General features: G+C 70.5%; 14 protein-coding genes. 8 read left to right on the top strand and 6 right to left on the bottom strand.

What is annotated here, in order from left to right:
• The first annotated feature begins 50 nt into the window (after positions 1–50).
• Positions 51–1,493 carry an adenylosuccinate lyase gene (gene purB / locus Q0994_RS20365; protein ID WP_299537001.1) on the top strand — a complete coding sequence of 481 codons (1,443 nt, stop codon included), beginning with the start codon at positions 51–53 and terminating at the stop codon, positions 1,491–1,493.
• A 46-nt stretch (positions 1,494–1,539) separates the two neighbouring features.
• The gene (gene mug, locus Q0994_RS20360; protein WP_299537272.1) at positions 1,540–2,094 is read left to right on the top strand and encodes a G/U mismatch-specific DNA glycosylase; all 555 of its coding nucleotides are present in this window, start codon (positions 1,540–1,542) and stop codon (positions 2,092–2,094) included.
• Positions 2,095–2,341: 247 nt separating this feature from the next.
• Here mug and Q0994_RS20355 read toward each other — a convergent pair whose 3' ends face one another.
• The 3 genes from Q0994_RS20355 to Q0994_RS20345 all read right to left on the bottom strand — a co-directional run bounded on the left by Q0994_RS20355 (position 2,342) and on the right by Q0994_RS20345 (position 4,666).
• The gene (locus Q0994_RS20355) at positions 2,342–2,782 is read right to left on the bottom strand and encodes a hypothetical protein (RefSeq protein ID WP_299536999.1); all 441 of its coding nucleotides are present in this window, start codon (positions 2,780–2,782) and stop codon (positions 2,342–2,344) included.
• Positions 2,783–2,990: 208 nt separating this feature from the next.
• Positions 2,991–3,728, bottom strand: coding sequence for an ABC transporter permease (locus tag Q0994_RS20350; RefSeq protein ID WP_299536998.1), 738 nt, complete (start codon positions 3,726–3,728; stop codon positions 2,991–2,993).
• Positions 3,725–4,666, bottom strand: coding sequence for an ABC transporter ATP-binding protein (locus Q0994_RS20345; RefSeq protein ID WP_299536996.1), 942 nt, complete (start codon positions 4,664–4,666; stop codon positions 3,725–3,727). The genes Q0994_RS20350 and Q0994_RS20345 overlap by 4 nt, the downstream gene beginning before the upstream one ends.
• 107 nt (positions 4,667–4,773) lie before the next feature.
• Between Q0994_RS20345 and Q0994_RS20340 the strand changes: the two genes are divergently transcribed.
• From Q0994_RS20340 to Q0994_RS20330, 3 genes are all read left to right on the top strand, one after another.
• Complete coding sequence (locus tag Q0994_RS20340) at positions 4,774–5,946, top strand: sensor histidine kinase (protein ID WP_299536995.1); 1,173 nt, start codon at positions 4,774–4,776, stop codon at positions 5,944–5,946.
• A 9-nt stretch (positions 5,947–5,955) separates the two neighbouring features.
• Positions 5,956–6,606 (top strand): response regulator transcription factor, encoded by a 651-nt coding sequence (locus tag Q0994_RS20335; RefSeq protein ID WP_299536992.1) that lies wholly within the window; start codon positions 5,956–5,958, stop codon positions 6,604–6,606.
• A gap of 102 nt (positions 6,607–6,708) precedes the next feature.
• The gene (locus tag Q0994_RS20330; protein WP_299536990.1) at positions 6,709–7,866 is read left to right on the top strand and encodes an ROK family transcriptional regulator; all 1,158 of its coding nucleotides are present in this window, start codon (positions 6,709–6,711) and stop codon (positions 7,864–7,866) included.
• Positions 7,867–8,456: 590 nt separating this feature from the next.
• Here Q0994_RS20330 and Q0994_RS20325 read toward each other — a convergent pair.
• Complete coding sequence (locus Q0994_RS20325; protein WP_299536987.1) at positions 8,457–8,852, bottom strand: GNAT family N-acetyltransferase; 396 nt, start codon at positions 8,850–8,852, stop codon at positions 8,457–8,459.
• 274 nt (positions 8,853–9,126) lie between these two features.
• Positions 9,127–9,906, bottom strand: coding sequence for a GntR family transcriptional regulator (locus Q0994_RS20320; RefSeq protein WP_299536986.1), 780 nt, complete (start codon positions 9,904–9,906; stop codon positions 9,127–9,129).
• 534 nt (positions 9,907–10,440) lie between these two features.
• On the opposite strand from Q0994_RS20320, the gene Q0994_RS20315 reads away from it, so the two are divergent.
• From Q0994_RS20315 to Q0994_RS20305, 3 genes are all read left to right on the top strand, one after another.
• Complete coding sequence (locus Q0994_RS20315) at positions 10,441–11,307, top strand: alpha/beta fold hydrolase (protein ID WP_299536983.1); 867 nt, start codon at positions 10,441–10,443, stop codon at positions 11,305–11,307.
• 544 nt (positions 11,308–11,851) lie between these two features.
• Positions 11,852–13,459: an alkaline phosphatase gene (locus tag Q0994_RS20310; protein ID WP_299536981.1), complete on the top strand. Its 1,608-nt coding sequence runs from the start codon at positions 11,852–11,854 to the stop codon at positions 13,457–13,459.
• 311 nt (positions 13,460–13,770) lie between these two features.
• Entirely contained in the window at positions 13,771–15,213 is a 1,443-nt protein-coding gene (locus tag Q0994_RS20305; RefSeq protein ID WP_299537270.1) for a GNAT family N-acetyltransferase, read from the top strand.
• 123 nt (positions 15,214–15,336) lie between these two features.
• On the opposite strand, the gene Q0994_RS20300 is transcribed toward Q0994_RS20305, so the two are convergent.
• Positions 15,337–16,521, bottom strand: a complete 1,185-nt coding sequence (locus Q0994_RS20300; protein ID WP_299536979.1) for a PLP-dependent aspartate aminotransferase family protein — start codon at positions 16,519–16,521, stop codon at positions 15,337–15,339.
• Positions 16,522–16,551: the final 30 nt, after the last annotated feature.

The following is a 16,551-nucleotide window of genomic DNA, read 5'->3' as shown; positions in this document are numbered from 1 at the left end:
AACCGGGCCCGGGCGCTGGCCTGCACAAATCGCCAGTAGAATTCATTTTCGTGACTGCTGTGTCTGCGAAGCCTCGCATCCCCAATGTCCTTGCCGGCCGCTACGCCTCCACGGAGCTGGCCGTTCTCTGGTCCCCCGAGCAGAAGGTGAAGCTGGAGCGTCAGCTGTGGCTGGCGGTACTGCGTGCTCAGAAGGACCTCGGGATCGAGGTACCGGACGCCGCCCTCGCCGACTACGAGCGTGTGCTCGACCAGGTCGACCTCGCCTCGATCGCCGAACGGGAGAAGGTCACCCGGCACGACGTCAAGGCGCGTATCGAGGAATTCAACGCGCTCGCGGGCCATGAGCAGGTCCACAAGGGCATGACCTCCCGCGACCTCACCGAAAATGTCGAGCAGCTCCAGATCCGGCTTTCCCTCGAGTTGATGCGCGACCGCACGGTCGCCGTTCTGGCCCGGCTCGGCAAGCTCTCCGGCGAGTACGCCGAGCTGGTCATGGCCGGGCGTTCGCACAACGTGGCGGCGCAGGCGACGACCCTGGGCAAGCGCTTCGCCACGGCCGCCGACGAACTCCTCGTCGCCTACGGCAGGCTCGAAGACCTCCTGGGCCGCTACCCGCTCCGCGGGATCAAGGGACCGGTCGGTACCGCCCAGGACATGCTCGACCTGCTGGGTGGCGACGGTGCCAAACTCGCGGACCTGGAGCAGCGGATCGCCGCTCACCTGGGCTTCGCGCACGCCTTCACCTCCGTGGGGCAGGTCTACCCGCGCTCGCTCGACTACGACGTGGTCACGGCGCTCGTCCAACTCGCCGCCGCACCGTCGTCGATCGCCAAGACGATCCGGTTGATGGCCGGCCACGAGCTGGTCACCGAGGGCTTCAAGCCCGGTCAGGTCGGCTCCTCCGCGATGCCGCACAAGATGAACACCCGCTCCTGCGAGCGCGTGAACGGCCTGATGGTCATCCTGCGCGGATACGCCTCGATGACCGGTGAGCTGGCCGGGGACCAGTGGAACGAGGGCGACGTCTCCTGCTCCGTGGTCCGCCGCGTGGCGCTGCCCGACGCCTTCTTCGCGTTCGACGGGTTGCTGGAGACCTTCCTGACGGTTCTGGACGAGTTCGGCGCGTTCCCTGCTGTGGTAGCCCGTGAACTCGACCGCTACCTTCCCTTCCTCGCCACCACCAAGGTGCTCATGGGGGCCGTACGGGCCGGAGTCGGCCGAGAGGTCGCCCACGAGGCGATCAAGGAGAACGCCGTCGCCTCCGCCCTCGCCATGCGCGAGCAGGGCGCCGAGCGCAACGAGTTGCTCGACAAGCTGGCCGCCGACTCCCGCATTCCGCTGGACCGGACGCAGTTGGACGAGCTGATGGCCGACAAGCTCTCGTTCACCGGCGCAGCCGGAGACCAGGTCGCCTCCGTCATCGACCGCGTCGAAGAGATCCTGAAGCAGCATCCGGCCGCTGCCGGTTACACGCCGGGGTCCATCCTCTGATCCGGATGCCCTTCCCGTTCCGTCGCGTGGGTGGACCGTGCCGAAGCTGACGCCGGACGAACTGCAGGCCGCCCGGGACCACATCGTGCCCGATGTCGTCGCGGGCGGTCTGCGCGTGTTGTTCTGCGGGATCAACCCGAGCCTGATGACCGCCGCCACCGGGCACCACTTCGCCCACCCCGGAAACCGCTTCTGGCCCGTACTCCACCTTTCGGGATTCACCCCGCGTCGCCTCCTTCCCTCCGAGCAGTCCGAACTCCTGACGTACGGCTTGGGCATCACCAACGTGGTGGCGCGGGCCACAGCTCGCGCGGACGAGTTGAGCGCCGACGAGTACCGTGCCGGCGGCGCTCTGCTGGCAGCCAAGGTGGACCGCCTTCGGCCGCTGTGGCTGGCGGTCGTCGGAGTCACCGCCTACCGCACAGCTTTCGATGAACGCAAAGCTGTCATAGGCCCGCAGGAACGGGCGATCGGCGGCGCCAGGGTCTGGGCACTTCCCAACCCCAGCGGACTGAACGCCCACTGGACGGTCGAAACCATGGCCGAGGAGTACACCCGTCTTCGCTCCGCGGTCGAGACGACTGAGCCACCCACGGTCTGACCCGTTCCCCCGGCTCCGGCCGCGTGCCGCTCGCCATGACCTGGCGCGAGCATCTCGCCGCGCGCACGCCGTCCCGGATACGGCCTCGTGCGGGGCCTGTGCCGATCAGCGCACACGCCGACACCACATGACCCGGTGCGCTTACGTCCGGGTCTCGGCGGGAGAGCCCGTGCTGCGGGCGACCGTCCCGCAGCACTGGTCACACCAGAACTTTCCGTCCCCGCCGCCCGACGTTCCCGTCACGAGGTCAGGGTGGATCGACCGAGGTGACCACGACCACGACGTCACACTGGCTGCCGACAGCCTTGTCGCCCAGAAAGGCCAGAGCGATCCATCGTTCGTCGACTTTCCACAGATGAAGGTTCTGGCACTCCACCACCGACGTGGCCCACGGCTCGGGTATCGCCTCGCCGCGGAGCATCCGCTCCCGCGTACTCCAGAGACTGACCCAGTCCGGCTCGCCCCAACGCCGCGTCAGCACGTCGAGGAGTGCCTCTTGTTCCGCGACGACCTGCGCCCTCGATTCGCTCGATGCCGCCTCGCCGGCCGCTCCCCCCTCATCGGCCCCGCGCAGGTATGCCGTGTGGTAGCCGGGGCCGCTGCTCCTCGAACCTGACGGGGCGTGTTCGGGAGGGTACTCGCGAACACGCAACTCATCGATCAGTCGGAGGTGACGTGCGATGGTCATGTCGCCAGTAAACCGTCTGCCACTGACAAGTGCCGCCCCCCGGGCCTTCGCAGGACCGTTCCACCTGCCGACACCGCGGCCCCGGTCGCCCCGGAGCCCTGCCGTGCCACAGCGCCCCGGTTTCTCTCACCCGCCCACCCGTCCGCCCGTCCGCCCGTGACAGAGACGGTCCGGTTTTCCGGACGGACAGGCTCCCGGCGACCGGTCGTCAGGCATCTCGGGTGCGCACCATCCACCAGCCGGCCAGTTGCGCCGCCGCTGTCCACAGGAACAGAACACCGAGACCCGTCCACGGGCCGAGACTTCCCTCCTGATGCTGATGCAAAATCAACTGTCCGGCTCGGTCGGGCAGATACTGAGCGACTCCCCCGGCCACGTCCCCCACCACGAAGGAGACGACCAGGAGGAAGGGGATCAGGATGCTGAGCACGACGACGGCGCTGCGCAGCATGGCTGTGAGGCCGGCGGCGAACAGAGCGATCAGGCAGAGGTACAACCCGCCGCCCAGGACGGCGCGCAGGACGCCCGGATGCGTCAGACCTATCGCGACGTCACCGAGGAAGAGCTGGCCGCCGACGAAGGCGAGAAGACTGGTGATCATGCCTGCGACGAGAGCGAGTGCCCCCACCGTCGTCATTTTGGCGCAGTAAAAGAGGCCGCGTCTGGGCACAGCGGTCAGGGATGTCCGCAGGGCTTCACCGAGGAACTCGCTCGACAGCGCGGTGGCTCCGAAGGCCATGGCGGCGATCTGCCCGAAGTTCAGGGCGTAGAAGGCGCCGAAGAGCAGGTCGGCCCCAGGAGCACCTGCCTCCTGTCGGCCGATCGTCGCGGACACCAGCAAAGTGATCGCGACGGTCACCAGCACCATCGACCACAGTGAGCTGAAGACCCCGCGCAGCGACCGGATCTTCAACCACTCGGAGTGGACCACTGTCATCGTGTTCATGCGCCAGGCCTCCTGTCGGGGCGGGGATTCGAGAGCGAGGTGTATTCGCCTGCCGTCGCGGTGAGTTCGAGGTATGCCTCCTCCAAGGAAGCCTGTTCGTCACGGAGCTCCAGCAGGACGATCCCCGCTCCACCCGCCATCCGCCCGACCTCCTCGGCCCGCACACCATCGACGGACAACCCGTCTTCCCCTCGCAGCTCGGGCTGGTGGCCTCGGCCGGTCAGCAGGTCGTGCAGCCTTCCCGCTTCCGCGGACCGCAGACTCACCCTGGGACGGGTGTGCCGGTCGAGGAACTCGCCCATGGGCATGTCGGCGAGCAGCTTGCCCTTACCCAGCACCACGAGGTGGTCGGCGTAGGACGCGGTCTCGTTCATCAGGTGGCTGGAGACGAGGACCGTACGCCGTTCCGAGGCCAGCCGCCTCAAGAGCGTCCGGACCCAGATGATGCCCTCCGGGTCGAGCCCGTTGGCCGGCTCGTCGAGCAGGATCACGGCCGGATCTCCCAGCAGCGCGGCCGCGATGCCAAGGCGTTGTCGCATCCCGAGGGAGAACGACTTGATCCGCTTGGCCCCGACGGCAAGCAGGCCGGTCTCCTCGAGCACGGTGTCGACCCTGGAGGTGGCTATGCCGTTGCTCGTCGCGAGGATCGCCAAGTGGTCGCGCGCCGTGCGGGAGCCGTGGGCGGAACGGGCGTCCAGCAGGGCGCCCACCTGCCGCAAGGGCGCATCCAGGGTGGCATAGGCGCGGCCGCCGATGGTCGCGGTGCCGCCCGTCGGCCGGTCGATTCCGAGAAGGAGTCTCAGGGTGGTGGACTTGCCGGCGCCGTTCGGCCCGAGGAATCCGGTGACCTTGCCGGGCTCGACACGGAAATGGAGGTTGTTCACGGCGCGCTGCCCGCCGTACGTTTTCGTGAGTTGGTGGACCTCGATGCTGGTCATGTGCCGATCCTCCCGGCCCGCCCACAGTCGGCGCCTCCCCCGTTCGGGGGACTCATCTCCCTCGCTCGGGGGAGCCGCCCCTCGCCGCCCGCTGACACGATGGCGTCATGCGCACGTTCCTCGCACCTGTGGTCCAGGCGACCACGCACAGTCGCTGGCTCCACCTCCTCATTCCGCTGGCTGCCGCCAGCGTGTGGGTCTTCGTCTTCCCGGAGTGGCCCTGGGTGTTGGCGCTCCTCCCCGTGGTAGTCGGGCTGGTGCCGGTGACCCGGGTCGGCGAAGGGATACAGGCCCAGGCGCTCCTCACGCCGGACGAACGCGGACGCCCGGACGCGACAATTTCGATCGAGCGTTCGGCCACGTGGGCCGAGCGATGGCGGGTCGTGCTGTGGCTGGAGATGCGGCTGACGCTCGCCGTGCTCACCGGCTTCGCCACGATCTGGCTGCCGGCGACCACCGTCGACCTGATCCTGATGGGGTTGGGACGGAGACGGTCGGACACGACGCTCGTCCCGTGGCTCGATCCCAGCACATGGTTCGTGCTGTTCGCGCCTGTCCCGCTCGCTCTGCTGGCCGTCACTGTCGTCATGTGTGGTCGTCTGGCCACCTACGCCGCGCGGCGGCTGCTGGGTCCGTCGGAGAGCTCCCGGCTGACCGCGTTGGAGGCGCTCACGGAACAACTCTTGGAGCGCAATCGCATCGCCCGCGAGCTGCACGACTCGATCGGACACGCGCTGTCGATCTCAGTGATCCAAGCAGGTGCCGCACGGTCCGCCGACAACGCGGAGTTCACCCGCCAGGCGCTCGCCGCCATCGAGGAGACCAGTCGATCGGCTCTGGAGGACCTGGAAAGAGTGCTGCGGGTTCTCCGCGATCCCGGTGCCTCCGCGGAACGGTCACCGACGCTCGCGGAAGTCGGCCGTCTGCTGAACTCCGCGCGCGGATCGGGGGCTGACGTCGACGCGGTGATGTCGGGGAGCGTCGATCATGTGCCGGGCCCCGTCTCCCGCGAGGGGTACCGCATCCTGCAGGAAGCACTCACCAACGTGCTGCGTCACGCCGGCCCCGTTCCCGTAAGGGTGAGAATCGGTGTGACGGACACACGGCTTGAGCTCGACGTGGTGAATCCCGTGGTCGGCGTCCCCCGGCGGCCGGCCGTTCCCGGTTCCGGGCTCCGGGGCATACGGGAGCGAGCCGCGCTGCTGGGAGGCGAGGCCACGTCGGGGCGGGTCGACGACGAGTGGGCAGTGCGGGTGAGCCTGCCTCTCTCGAGCGCCTAGGCTGAACCGGTGCCGGTAAGCATCCTGCTCGTCGACGACGAGCCCCTGGTCCGTTCGGGCCTGCGGGCCGTTCTGGAGGCGCAGCCGGACATCGAGGTGGTGGGCGAGGCCGCGGACGGTGCCGCCGTTCTTCCACTCGTCCGCCGGCTGAGGCCGGACGTGGTGGCGATGGATGTCCGGATGCCCCTGATGGACGGGATCGAGGCCACCCGCCTCGTCCTGCGCACGGTGCCCGACCCGCCGAAGATCCTCGTCGTGACGACGTTCGAGAACGACGAGTACGTGTACGAGGCGCTGCGTGCGGGGGCCGACGGGTTCCTGCTGAAGCGGGCGCGGCCCGCGGAGATCGTGCACGCGGTCCGGTTGGTCGCCGAGGGCGATTCTCTCCTGTTCCCCGCGGCGGTGCGACGGCTCGCCGCGGAGCACGGCGGGGGCACGGCGAGGGCCGGGCTTCTGGACGCCGCGCTGACCGACCGGGAGGAGGCCGTGCTCCGGTTGATGTGCCGGGGGATGTCGAACGCGGAGATCGCCGCCACGTTGTACCTGGGGGTGGAGACGGTCAAGACCCATGTGAGTGCGGTGCTCTCCAAACTGGGAGCGCGGGACAGGACCCAGGCGGTGATCGCGGCTTACGAATCGGGCTTCGTGGCTCCGGCCTGATGCGGAGGTTGCGTCTCGGTACCAGGTCGGAGGACGACGCCCGACGTCCGCAGCCGACTAGTAACATCCGGCTGACATGCGCGAGAGCTGGGAGGACACACCGTGGGGCGGCTGACCGGAGGAGACCCGTCGTTGCTGCGGCGGATCAATTCCGCGGTGGTGTTGCACGCGCTCAGAGGTGCGGATTCCCCCACGCTCACGGATCTCACGCGGATCACCGGCCTGTCCCGCCCCACCGTCGAAGGAGTCGTGGAAGGCCTCTTCGAGGCCGGTCTGGTGGTCGAGGCTACGCCGGACGAAGGGGAGGCACGGCGTCAGGGCCGGCCGGCCCGAAGGTTCCGTTTCCGGGCCGAAGCCGGTTACCTGCTCGGCGTCGAGATCAGCGCCCACCGGGTGTCCGCTCTGCTGGCGGGACTCGACGGCCGCATCATCGGCGCGGGCTCCCGGGTAGTGTCCGAGCATCTCGGCGCGGACGAGCGACTGGACCAGGTGCGGGGGATGATCGCCGACGTCCTGCGGCGCAGCGGCGTCTCCCGCAGCAGTCTGCGTGCGGTGGGGGTCGGTACACCGGGCATCGTCGAAGCCGACGGAACGGTCCGTCTCGGTACCGCCCTCCCGGGCTGGACCGGACTGCCGCTCGGTGAGCGCCTGCGGCGCTCGTTCCGCTGTCCGGTGCTGGTGGAGAACGACGCCAACGCCGCGGCCGTGGCCGAGCACTGGAAGGGCGCGTCGAGCGAGTCCGACGACGTGGTCTTCGTACTGGCGGGCCTCAGTCCCGGCGCCGGTGCTCTGATCGGAGGAAGGCTCCACCGGGGGTTCGGTGGAGCCGCCGGGGAGATCGGAGCCCTGCATCTGCTCGGCAGGGAAGTGACCCCCGAGCACCTGTTGTCGACGACCGATACGCCACTGGACCCCCTGGACGAGCGTGCGGTCGCAGCAGTGTTCGCCGCCGCACGGCGCGGGGAGGCGGGGGCGCAGGCGGCGGTGGAGCGATTCATCCAGCGGCTGGTGCACGACGTCGCAGCGCTCGCGTTGGCACTCGATCCCGAACTCGTCGTCATCGGCGGCTGGGCCACCGGACTCGACGGGGTCCTGGAGCCCCTTCGCCAGGAACTGGCGCGCTACTGCCTGCGGCCGCCGCGGGTGGCCCTGTCGGCCCTGGGCGAGGCGGCCGTTCCTACCGGAGCGCTAAGGCTTGCGCTGGACCACGTGGAAGAGCAACTGTTCGCCGTCGAAAGCACCGTCACCGCCCGCAGGTAGGGAGCGCGCGTACCGGAACGACCCTGTACATGTGCCGTCAGGGCCTGTGCTGGGAATGCGGCGGAGGCATGCGGTAGCGGGGGGCGGTCCCACGAAAATGCACCTGTCGTACGGACCGCTGGGTCATACGGACCCTGGGTCCTACGAACGCTGGGTCGTACGGACGCTGGGTCGTACGGACGCTGGGTCGTACGGACCCACTGGCTGGGTACGTCACCGCAGCACGTTCGGCCCGGCATGGATACGGCTACCCGCAGTTCCGCCGGCACGGTTTTGGCCCCGTACGGGCACGGCTCCACAGAGGTGGGCCCCGCACGGGCTCGACTTCGTGCACCTGGGACCCTTAGGGGCACGCATCGTAGACACGCGCGGGTTCCGGTTCGGCGTGCCAGTGCCCGTTCGGATCGTTCGGGGTGGGGGGTGCGGCGTCGCGCGGGCGTTTCCCGTACGGACTCGGGTTGCACACGCTCAGGCGATGCGGTGCGGCCGGTGCCGCCCTCGCGCGTCGGAGCCTCAGCCCGGTATCCGACTCCGCCTTCGGACGCGGACGCTGCTCGGCCGGGCCGTGACGATCGACGGACCGGAAGAGGTCAGAGTGAGATCAGACCGGCTGCTGTCCGCCTGAAGCCGCAGGCATCGTAGTAGAAGGGGCGCAGGTGGTCCTCGAAGTCGACGTGCAACCACTCGCACTCCGCTCTACGGGCTCCGTCGACGGCCGCCGCGATGAGCGCGGCACCGACCCCCTGACCACGGCAACTCGGAGCGACGACCGTGTCCAGGACGAAGGCGTGCGCTCCGCCGTCCCCGACCACGTTGACGAACCCGATCATGGAATCGTCTCGCCATGCACAGACCCATCCGACACTGTGGCGCTCAAGTCGCGTTCGCCAGTCGGTCCGCACCACCGGCTCGCCGAAGCCCTCGGCGTGGAGTACGTCGAGTACCTCGTTGTCGAATGCGCCGCGCCATTCGTACGTGATCGCCACGCCGCGATCGTAGTGCCCCGGACATGTCCGGTCGCCGCAGCGCCCCGCGCCACGTCCGGTGACGGCACGACAGGCCGGGGACTTTTCCGCACCCTTGGAGTTCACGCGGTGGCACTCGCGCAGCGGGGCGGACGACGCGGATGAGACTGCGTCCGACTTACGCCTCACTCCGCCACGCACTCCGCCCGCACACGTGACAACGCCACGCCCCAACGGCCGTCCGACCCGCCCACGCGCCGCGCCCGGAGCTACGCCGCGTGGACCGCCCCATGTCTCAGGACGCGCGGCGCTGTTCCTGCCGCTCGTGCCGGATCTCCACGGCACCGGAATCGCCGAACGTCAGGCGGCAGGTGTCGGCGCGGTAGGTGGCGACGGAGACGGCGGCGGTTCCGGCGACGCCGAGGTAGCGGGTCGTGACGACAAGCACGGGCGCGCCGGGCAGGCGGTCGAGTTCCTTGGCGTCGTCGGCGCGGGCGGACCCGAGCTCGACGGAACGGTCCTGACCCTTGAGGTTCACGCGGTGGAGTTCGCGCAGGACGCTGCGGGCCCGCGCGGGACCGGCGGGGGCGTCGATGGCGGAGAGGTCGGGGACGGAGGAAGCCGGAACGTACAGCAGTTCCGCGGCAACCGGCTGACCGTTCGAGACGCGGGTGCGGCGAATCACGTACACCGGTCCGGTACCCGGCTCCTCGCGGAAGCCGAGCAGACTCCGCACCGCGGTCGGCACCTCACCCGTGACGCAGTCGACGGGCTGCCACGCCTGGTCGGCGACTTCCCCGTTCCAGTCACGTTGAGCGGTGGAGACGGCCACGCCCACACGCGGAGGGGCAACCGTGGTGCCGACCCCGCGGCGGCGCTGCAGACGGCCTTCCAGTTCGAGCTGTTCCAGCGCCTGCCGGAGGGTGGCTCGGGCGACACCGAACCGGGCGGCGAGCTCACGCTCGTTGGGCAGGATCTCCCCCACGGCGAAGTCGGAGTCGAGCGCCTCACTGAGCACGGTCTTCAGGTGCCAGTACTTGGGCTCCTGCACCGGCTCCAACTGCGTGGTCCCCACCCTGTCCTCCGCAATCCCGAGCGGCCAATTCCGCGACGTTCTTTATTAAAGGTTCCTGACTTAACGTTCAGACCATAGGACGATGCACCCCCTTGGTCAAGACCAATCGTCCCCCTGCGAACCATGTGACGAGTCCCTGAGCACAGAGCGTTCACAGGGCGTTCGTAGACCTGTGAACCCGCCGCCGCTCCCACGGGGCGCAAAGGCCCGGAAACTGGCGCCGCCGCTCTGCAGGGGCAACGCGGTCACCGCCCCGCAGAGAAGGCACCGCACCCGCACAGGGCACACGGCGTACTGCGCACCGCACAGCGCACAGCGGAACCCTGGACGCGTGAACCGAGAAACGTCTCACCGTCCTTCCGCCCCACCAACCTGACGGCTCCTCGCCCCGGAATCCCGCAACTCCTCAACCCCACAACTCCGCAACTCCGCAACCCATCGAGCCCACAGCCCTCTTGTACCTCTGGCTACTCGGCGGTAAGTGTTGTTGACGAGACGTCTACCTTTCCGCTCATCTCTGTCAGGAGCGACCGCATGCCCGCCACGGCCTCATTCGAAGTCCAGCCTCCCCGCGACACTCCTCACGGCTCACCGCAGCCGGCGGATTCGGGCCCGCACACGGTGAACCTGGCGTACGAACGGACGGGTTCCGGCGCCCCGTTGCTGCTGCTGCACGGCATCGGACATCACCACCAGGCGTGGGACCCGGTGCGGCACGTACTGGCGGCGGAACGCGACGTCATAGCCGTCGACCTGCCCGGGTTCGGCACATCCCCGGCGCTCCCGAGCGAGTTCACGTACGACGCGGTGACGGTGGCGTCGGTGCTGGACGCGTTCTGCCGGTCCCTCGGCATCGAACGGCCCCACGTGGCCGGCAACTCGCTCGGCGGTCTGCTCGCCCTGGAACTCGGCCGACGGGGCCGCGCCCGTTCCGTCACGGCCTTGTCCCCCGCGGGCTTCTGGACGGAGCGGGAGCGGGCGTACGCGTTCGGGACGCTGCGGGCCATGCGGCTCGGCGCGCTCGCGCTGCCGCTCCCGCTCATCGACCGTTTGTCCCGGAGCGGCCCCGGCCGGGCCGCGCTGACGAGCACCATCTACGCCAGGCCGGGCAGGCGTTCGCCCGAGGCGGTCGTGGCCGAGACCCTGGCACTACGGAACGCGACGGGCTTCGAGGAAACCCTGGCAGTGGGCCGTGAGGCCGGGTTCCGCCACGATGTCGCGGAGGTTCCGGTCGCCATCGCGTGGGGCACCAAGGACCGGATCCTGCTGCGCAGGCAGGGAGTGCGGGCCAAACGGACGATTCCCGGAGCGCGCCTGGTGCGGCTGCCCGGCTGCGGTCACGTGCCGATGAACGACGATCCGGCCCTGGTGTCACGGGTCATCCTCGACACGAGCCGCTGACCGCGACGAGGCACCGGGCCGCACGCCGCGGGCCGACGCCGCAGACCGCAGAGGCGGTGACGGCTCGGCCGACGGCAGCGGCAGCGGCAACGGCAACGGCAACGGCAACGGCAACGGCAACCATGGTCTTGATCCGGCCGGGGCGACAGGCCGCGGCGAACGAACCCGGGGGTGAACGGTCGATCCCGATGAACAGATACGAACGCACACGCGTGACGAACCGGCGTGACGAACTGGCGTGACGAACCGAAGCGGGTGCCCTGACCCGAGCCACCGACGTGGGCGAAGCGCTGTCGGCCAACCAACGACCCACCGTGAGACTCTCCGGCAACGCACGAGGCCGTTGGCCGACGGCCGACGCTCGACGTGAACGACGCTCGACGTGAACGACGCTCGACGTGAACGACGTAGGGGCCACCGTTCATCCGGCGTTGATGCCACGGCCGCCCGCGGAGCCGAGCATGGTCCGGCGCACGGTCGTCCACGCCGGCCGGACCGTCACCGTCCGCCCGGCACCGTATCTCCGCACACTGGAGCCGCTTCGATGCCGCACCGATCCCCGGTCCCCTCCCCCGACCGCCGAAGCGTCCTTCGCACGTCACTGCTCACGTCCGCCGGGGTCGCCCTGCCCACGGCCGCCGCCGTCGTTCTGCCCGCCGCGCAGGCCGGTGCGGCGCCGGCGTTCGTGCGGTCCGGCAGGCCCTCGGCCGCCTGGGGCGTCCAGGTCGGTGACGTGACGGCCTCGACCGCCCTGGTGTGGGTGCGCGCGGACCGGCCGGCCCGGATGATCGTGGAGACCTCGGCCACCGAGTCGTTCCGCCGCGCCCGCACCTGGCTCGGTCCCCTGATCGGACCCGCCTCCGATTTCACGGGAACCACCGCCCTGCACGGACTGCCGGCGGGCGAGCAGATCCATTACCGGGTCACTCTGGCGGATCCGGAGGATCCCCGCCGGACGGGCGAGCCGGCAGTGGGCACGTTCCGTACCGCCCCCGTGCGCCGGCCGGACGGCGTCCGCTTCCTCTGGTCCGGCGACATCGCCGGTCAGGGCTGGGGCATCAACCCCGACATCGGCGGTTACGTGGTCTACGACGAGATGCGACGTCTCGACCCCGACTTCTTCCTCTGCAGCGGCGACAACATCTACGCGGACGGCGTGCTCGAACCGAGCGTGACGCTGCCGGACGGCCGCGTCTGGCGCAACGTCACCACGGTCGAGAAGGCGAAGGTCGCCGAGACGCTGGACGAGTACCGGGGCAACTTCCGCTACAACCTGCTGGACCGGAACCTGCGCGCGTTCAACGCCCAGGTCCCCTCCATCGTCCAGTGGGACGACCACGAGGTCCGCAACAACTGGTACCCGGGGCAGATCCTGGACGACGCCCGCTACGCGGAGAAGGACGTGGACGTGCTCGCCGCCCGGGCGAGGCGGGCGTTCCAGGAGTACTTCCCCGTGCCGGGCCCGCGGGGCGGTTCCGCCGGCGGCCGGATGCACCGGGTGGTGCGGCACGGCCCGCTGCTGGACGTCTTCGTGCTCGACATGCGTTCGTACCGCAACGCCAACTCGCCCGGTCGGCAGGCGGACGACACCGCCGGCATTCTGGGGGCGGAACAACTCGCGTGGCTCAAGCAGGAACTGCTCCGCTCCCGCGCGGTCTGGAAGGTCGTCGCGGCGGACATGCCCATCGGCCTGGTGGTGCCCGACGGCGCCACGGACTACGAGGCGGTGGCGCAGGGCGATCCGGGCGCCCCGCTCGGACGCGAGCTGCAGATCGCCGAACTGCTGCGTTTCGTGAAGCACCGGCGGATCACCGGCACCGTATGGCTGACTGCGGACGTCCACCACACGTCCGCGCAGCACTACCTCCCCGAACGCGCCGCCTTCAAGGATTTCGCGCCGTTCTGGGAGTTCGTCTCCGGACCGCTCGCCGCCGGCGGATTTCCGGCCAGTCAGCTGGACGGCACCTTCGGTCCGGACCGGGTGTTCGTCCGGGCCCCGGAGCGCGCGAACGTCTCTCCCATGGAGTCCCCCCAGTTCTTCGGAGAGGTCGAGATCGACGGCGGAGGCGGAGAGATGACGGTACGCCTCCGCGCCCAGGGCGGCACGGTTCTGTTCTCGCAGACCCTGCAACCCGGCCGCACGGGGCAGTGAGTCCGGCCCCGCCCCGCATCCACCCCGCCCCTTCGCCGGGCGCCCGGCACCCCGCGCGCCCCGCGTGACGTGCCCGCCACCCGTCCCGTTCGTCCAGCCCGCCATGCCCAACCGTCCCCCGGCCGTCCCCCGCCCAGCCACGCCCCTCGGCGTCGGCCCGGCTTCCGCTCCTTATCAGGCCGGGGCCCATATCGGCCCGGGAAAACCAGCCAAGAGCGGACGAAAAGCGACTAGATCCACACTTAACCCATCGGTCACAAGGCGTTCGTGATCAGGCAACACCAGGAGGTCACAGTGAGGTCATGACTGATGTGACTTCCGCGAAGAGCGCCCGCCGCCCGCACCACTGGCGCCGGGACCTGATCGAGCTGGCTGCCCTGTTCACCGCCGTGGCGGTCGCCGACGTCGTGGCCAATCTCGTCGGGCACCAGCCGGACGGCCCCTACCTGCTGATCGCCTCGGCCGTGGCGCTCGTCGCCACGGCCACGTTCCACACGTGGTGGGCACGCAGGCACAGCCACGCACCACCGAGCGGTACGGGCGATACCGTGGCCGGTGGCGGTGCCGGGGGCCACACCGGCACGGCCACCGGCTCCGGCACGGCCACCGGTTCCGGCCCGGAGGCGCCCGGTGCCGCTCCCGGTGCGCCGGACGCCGGGGAGACGGTCCTGTGGCGGATGCGGACCACCGTGCAGGACGCCCCGGGCAGCCTGGCCGCCCTGTGCATCACCCTGGCCCGGCTCCGCATCGACATCCTGACGCTGCAGACCCACCCCCTGGCCGACGGCACCGTCGACGAGTTCCTGCTGCGGGCGCCCGCCGGGCTCACCGCCACGGAACTGACCCGCGAGACCTCCGTGGCCGGCGGCCGGTCCACCTGGATCGAGCGGGCCGACGCCCACGACCTCGTCGACACCCCGACGCGGGTGCTGGGGCTCGCCACCCGTACCGCGCTCGACGCCGCCGAGCTCCCGCTCGCACTGCGTCAGTTGCTCGGCCGGTGCACCATCCACTCACTGCCCGCCGTGTCCCTCGCCGGCCGGCCGACCGGCGAGACCGCGCCCGTGGAGGGCGTGCTGGAGGAGACGGTGATGCGCCTGCGGGACCCGTCGGGCGGCGCGATCACCGTGGAGCGCCCCTACCTGCCGTTCACCCCGACCGAGTTCGCGCGGGCGCGGGCACTGGTCGAGCTCGACGCCCGGCTCGGCCCCCGGGTGCCGCGCAGCGAGGACGTGCTCACCCTGGCCGAGGGCAACGAGATCACCGTGCGCCGCGCGGACCGTGCCGACCTCGTGGCGGCCCGCGAGATGCACGACCGCTGCTCGTCCCACACGCTGGGCCTGCGCTACCACGGCCCGGTCCACGACGCCGACCGCTACCTGGACCACCTGCTCAGCCCGCGCTTCGGCCGCACCCTCGCCGTGCAGACGTCGTCCGGCAAGGTGGTCGCCCTGGGGCACCTGCTGTGGGACGGCGACGAGACCGAGGTCGCGCTCCTGGTCGAGGACGACTGGCAGCGCCGGGGCATCGGGTCCGAACTGCTGCGCCGCCTCCTCGGACTCGCTCAGGAAGCGGGCTGCGAGAGCATCTACGCCGTCACCCAGGCGCACAACACCGGCATGGTCGCCGCGATGCGCGGGCTGGGCCTCCCCCTCGACTACCAGATCGAGGAGGGGACCCTGGTGATCACGGCCCGGCTGCGGACCGACCGGCGTGCGGCGGCTCCCACCGGCCGGAACGCCGGCCAGCCCTAACCCTCCGGGGACGCAGGACCGGTAGTCACCGCCCACCGCTCCGGTTCCACGCCGCCGACGATGAACGGACCCCGGAGCCGGGCCCGCAGCGTCAGAAACCGGCCGCGTCAGGAACCGGCGGCGTCAGGTACCGGCCGCGTCGCTCGGCCCGTCCCGACCGTCGCCCAGCGCTTGGCACAGGTCGGCCCACAGGTCCTCGACGTCCTCCAGGCCGACCGACATCCGCAGCAACCGGTCGTTGACGCCGGATGCGTGCCGGTCCCCCTCGGCCACCACTCGGTGGCTGAGGGAGGCCGGATGCTGGATGAGCGAGTCCACGCTGCCGAGGCTGACGGCCGGTGTCACGAGACGGACCCCGGCGATCACCCGGTGCGGGTCCCCGTAGACCTCGAACGAGACCATCGCGCCACCGGTGCGGGGGTAGTGGACGCGGGCGACGCGCGGGTCGACGGCGAGGCGGCGCGCCAGTTCGGCGGCGCTCGCGGACGCGGCCCGTACCCGTACGGGCAGTGTGGACAGCCCGCGCAGCAGCAGGTAGGCGGCCAGGGGGTGCAGTACGCCGCCGGTGGCGAAGCGGACCCGGCGCAGCACTCCGGCGAACTCCTCGTCGCAGGCGACGACTCCGCCCATCACGTCTCCGTGGCCGCCGAGGAACTTGGTGGCGCTGTGCAGCACCATCCGTGCCCCCTGACCGGCCGGGCGCTGGAGGACCGGGGTGGCGAAGGTGTTGTCGACCATCAGCGGCACGGATCCGCAGGCGCGGGCGGCGGCGGCGACGTCGGTCTCGGCCAGTGTCGGATTGGCGGGGGTCTCCAGCAGGACGAGTCCGGTGTCCGGCCGGATCGCCTGCGCGAGGCCCGCCACGTCGGTCCAGGTGACCTCCGTGCCGAGCAGCCCGCTGGTGAGCAGGTGGTCGCTGCACCCGTAGAGCGGGCGCAGGGCGACGACGTGCCGGAGCCCGAGACTCGCGCGGCCGAGGAGAACGGCGGTGAGCGCCGCCATCCCGCTGGCGAAGGCGACGGCGCTCTCCGTCCCCTCCAGCCTGGCGAGGGCCGTCTCGAAGCGCGCGGTGGTCGGATTGTCCAGCCGGGCGTACACGGGCGGGCCGTCGGGCGCCCGCCCGGTGGCCGCGAAGGCGTCGACGCGCCCGGCCTCGCGCCGGGAGTCGTAGGACGGGTAGGTGGTGGAGAGATCGATCGGCGGGGCGTGCAGACCGAGCAGCGCGAGATCGTCGCGGCCGGCGTGCACGGCTTCGGTGTCCGTCGCACGGGTGCGGGCGGCCGGGGACACCTTCAGGTCGTCATCCATGGCCCCCACTCTGAACAGCCACCGGACCAT

The sequence above is a fragment of the uncultured Streptomyces sp. genome (assembly GCF_947488945.1).
Classification (GTDB): domain Bacteria; phylum Actinomycetota; class Actinomycetes; order Streptomycetales; family Streptomycetaceae; genus Streptomyces.
The sequence above is the reverse complement of the archived record's forward strand: the minus strand, read 5'-3'. Positions and strand labels throughout refer to the sequence as shown.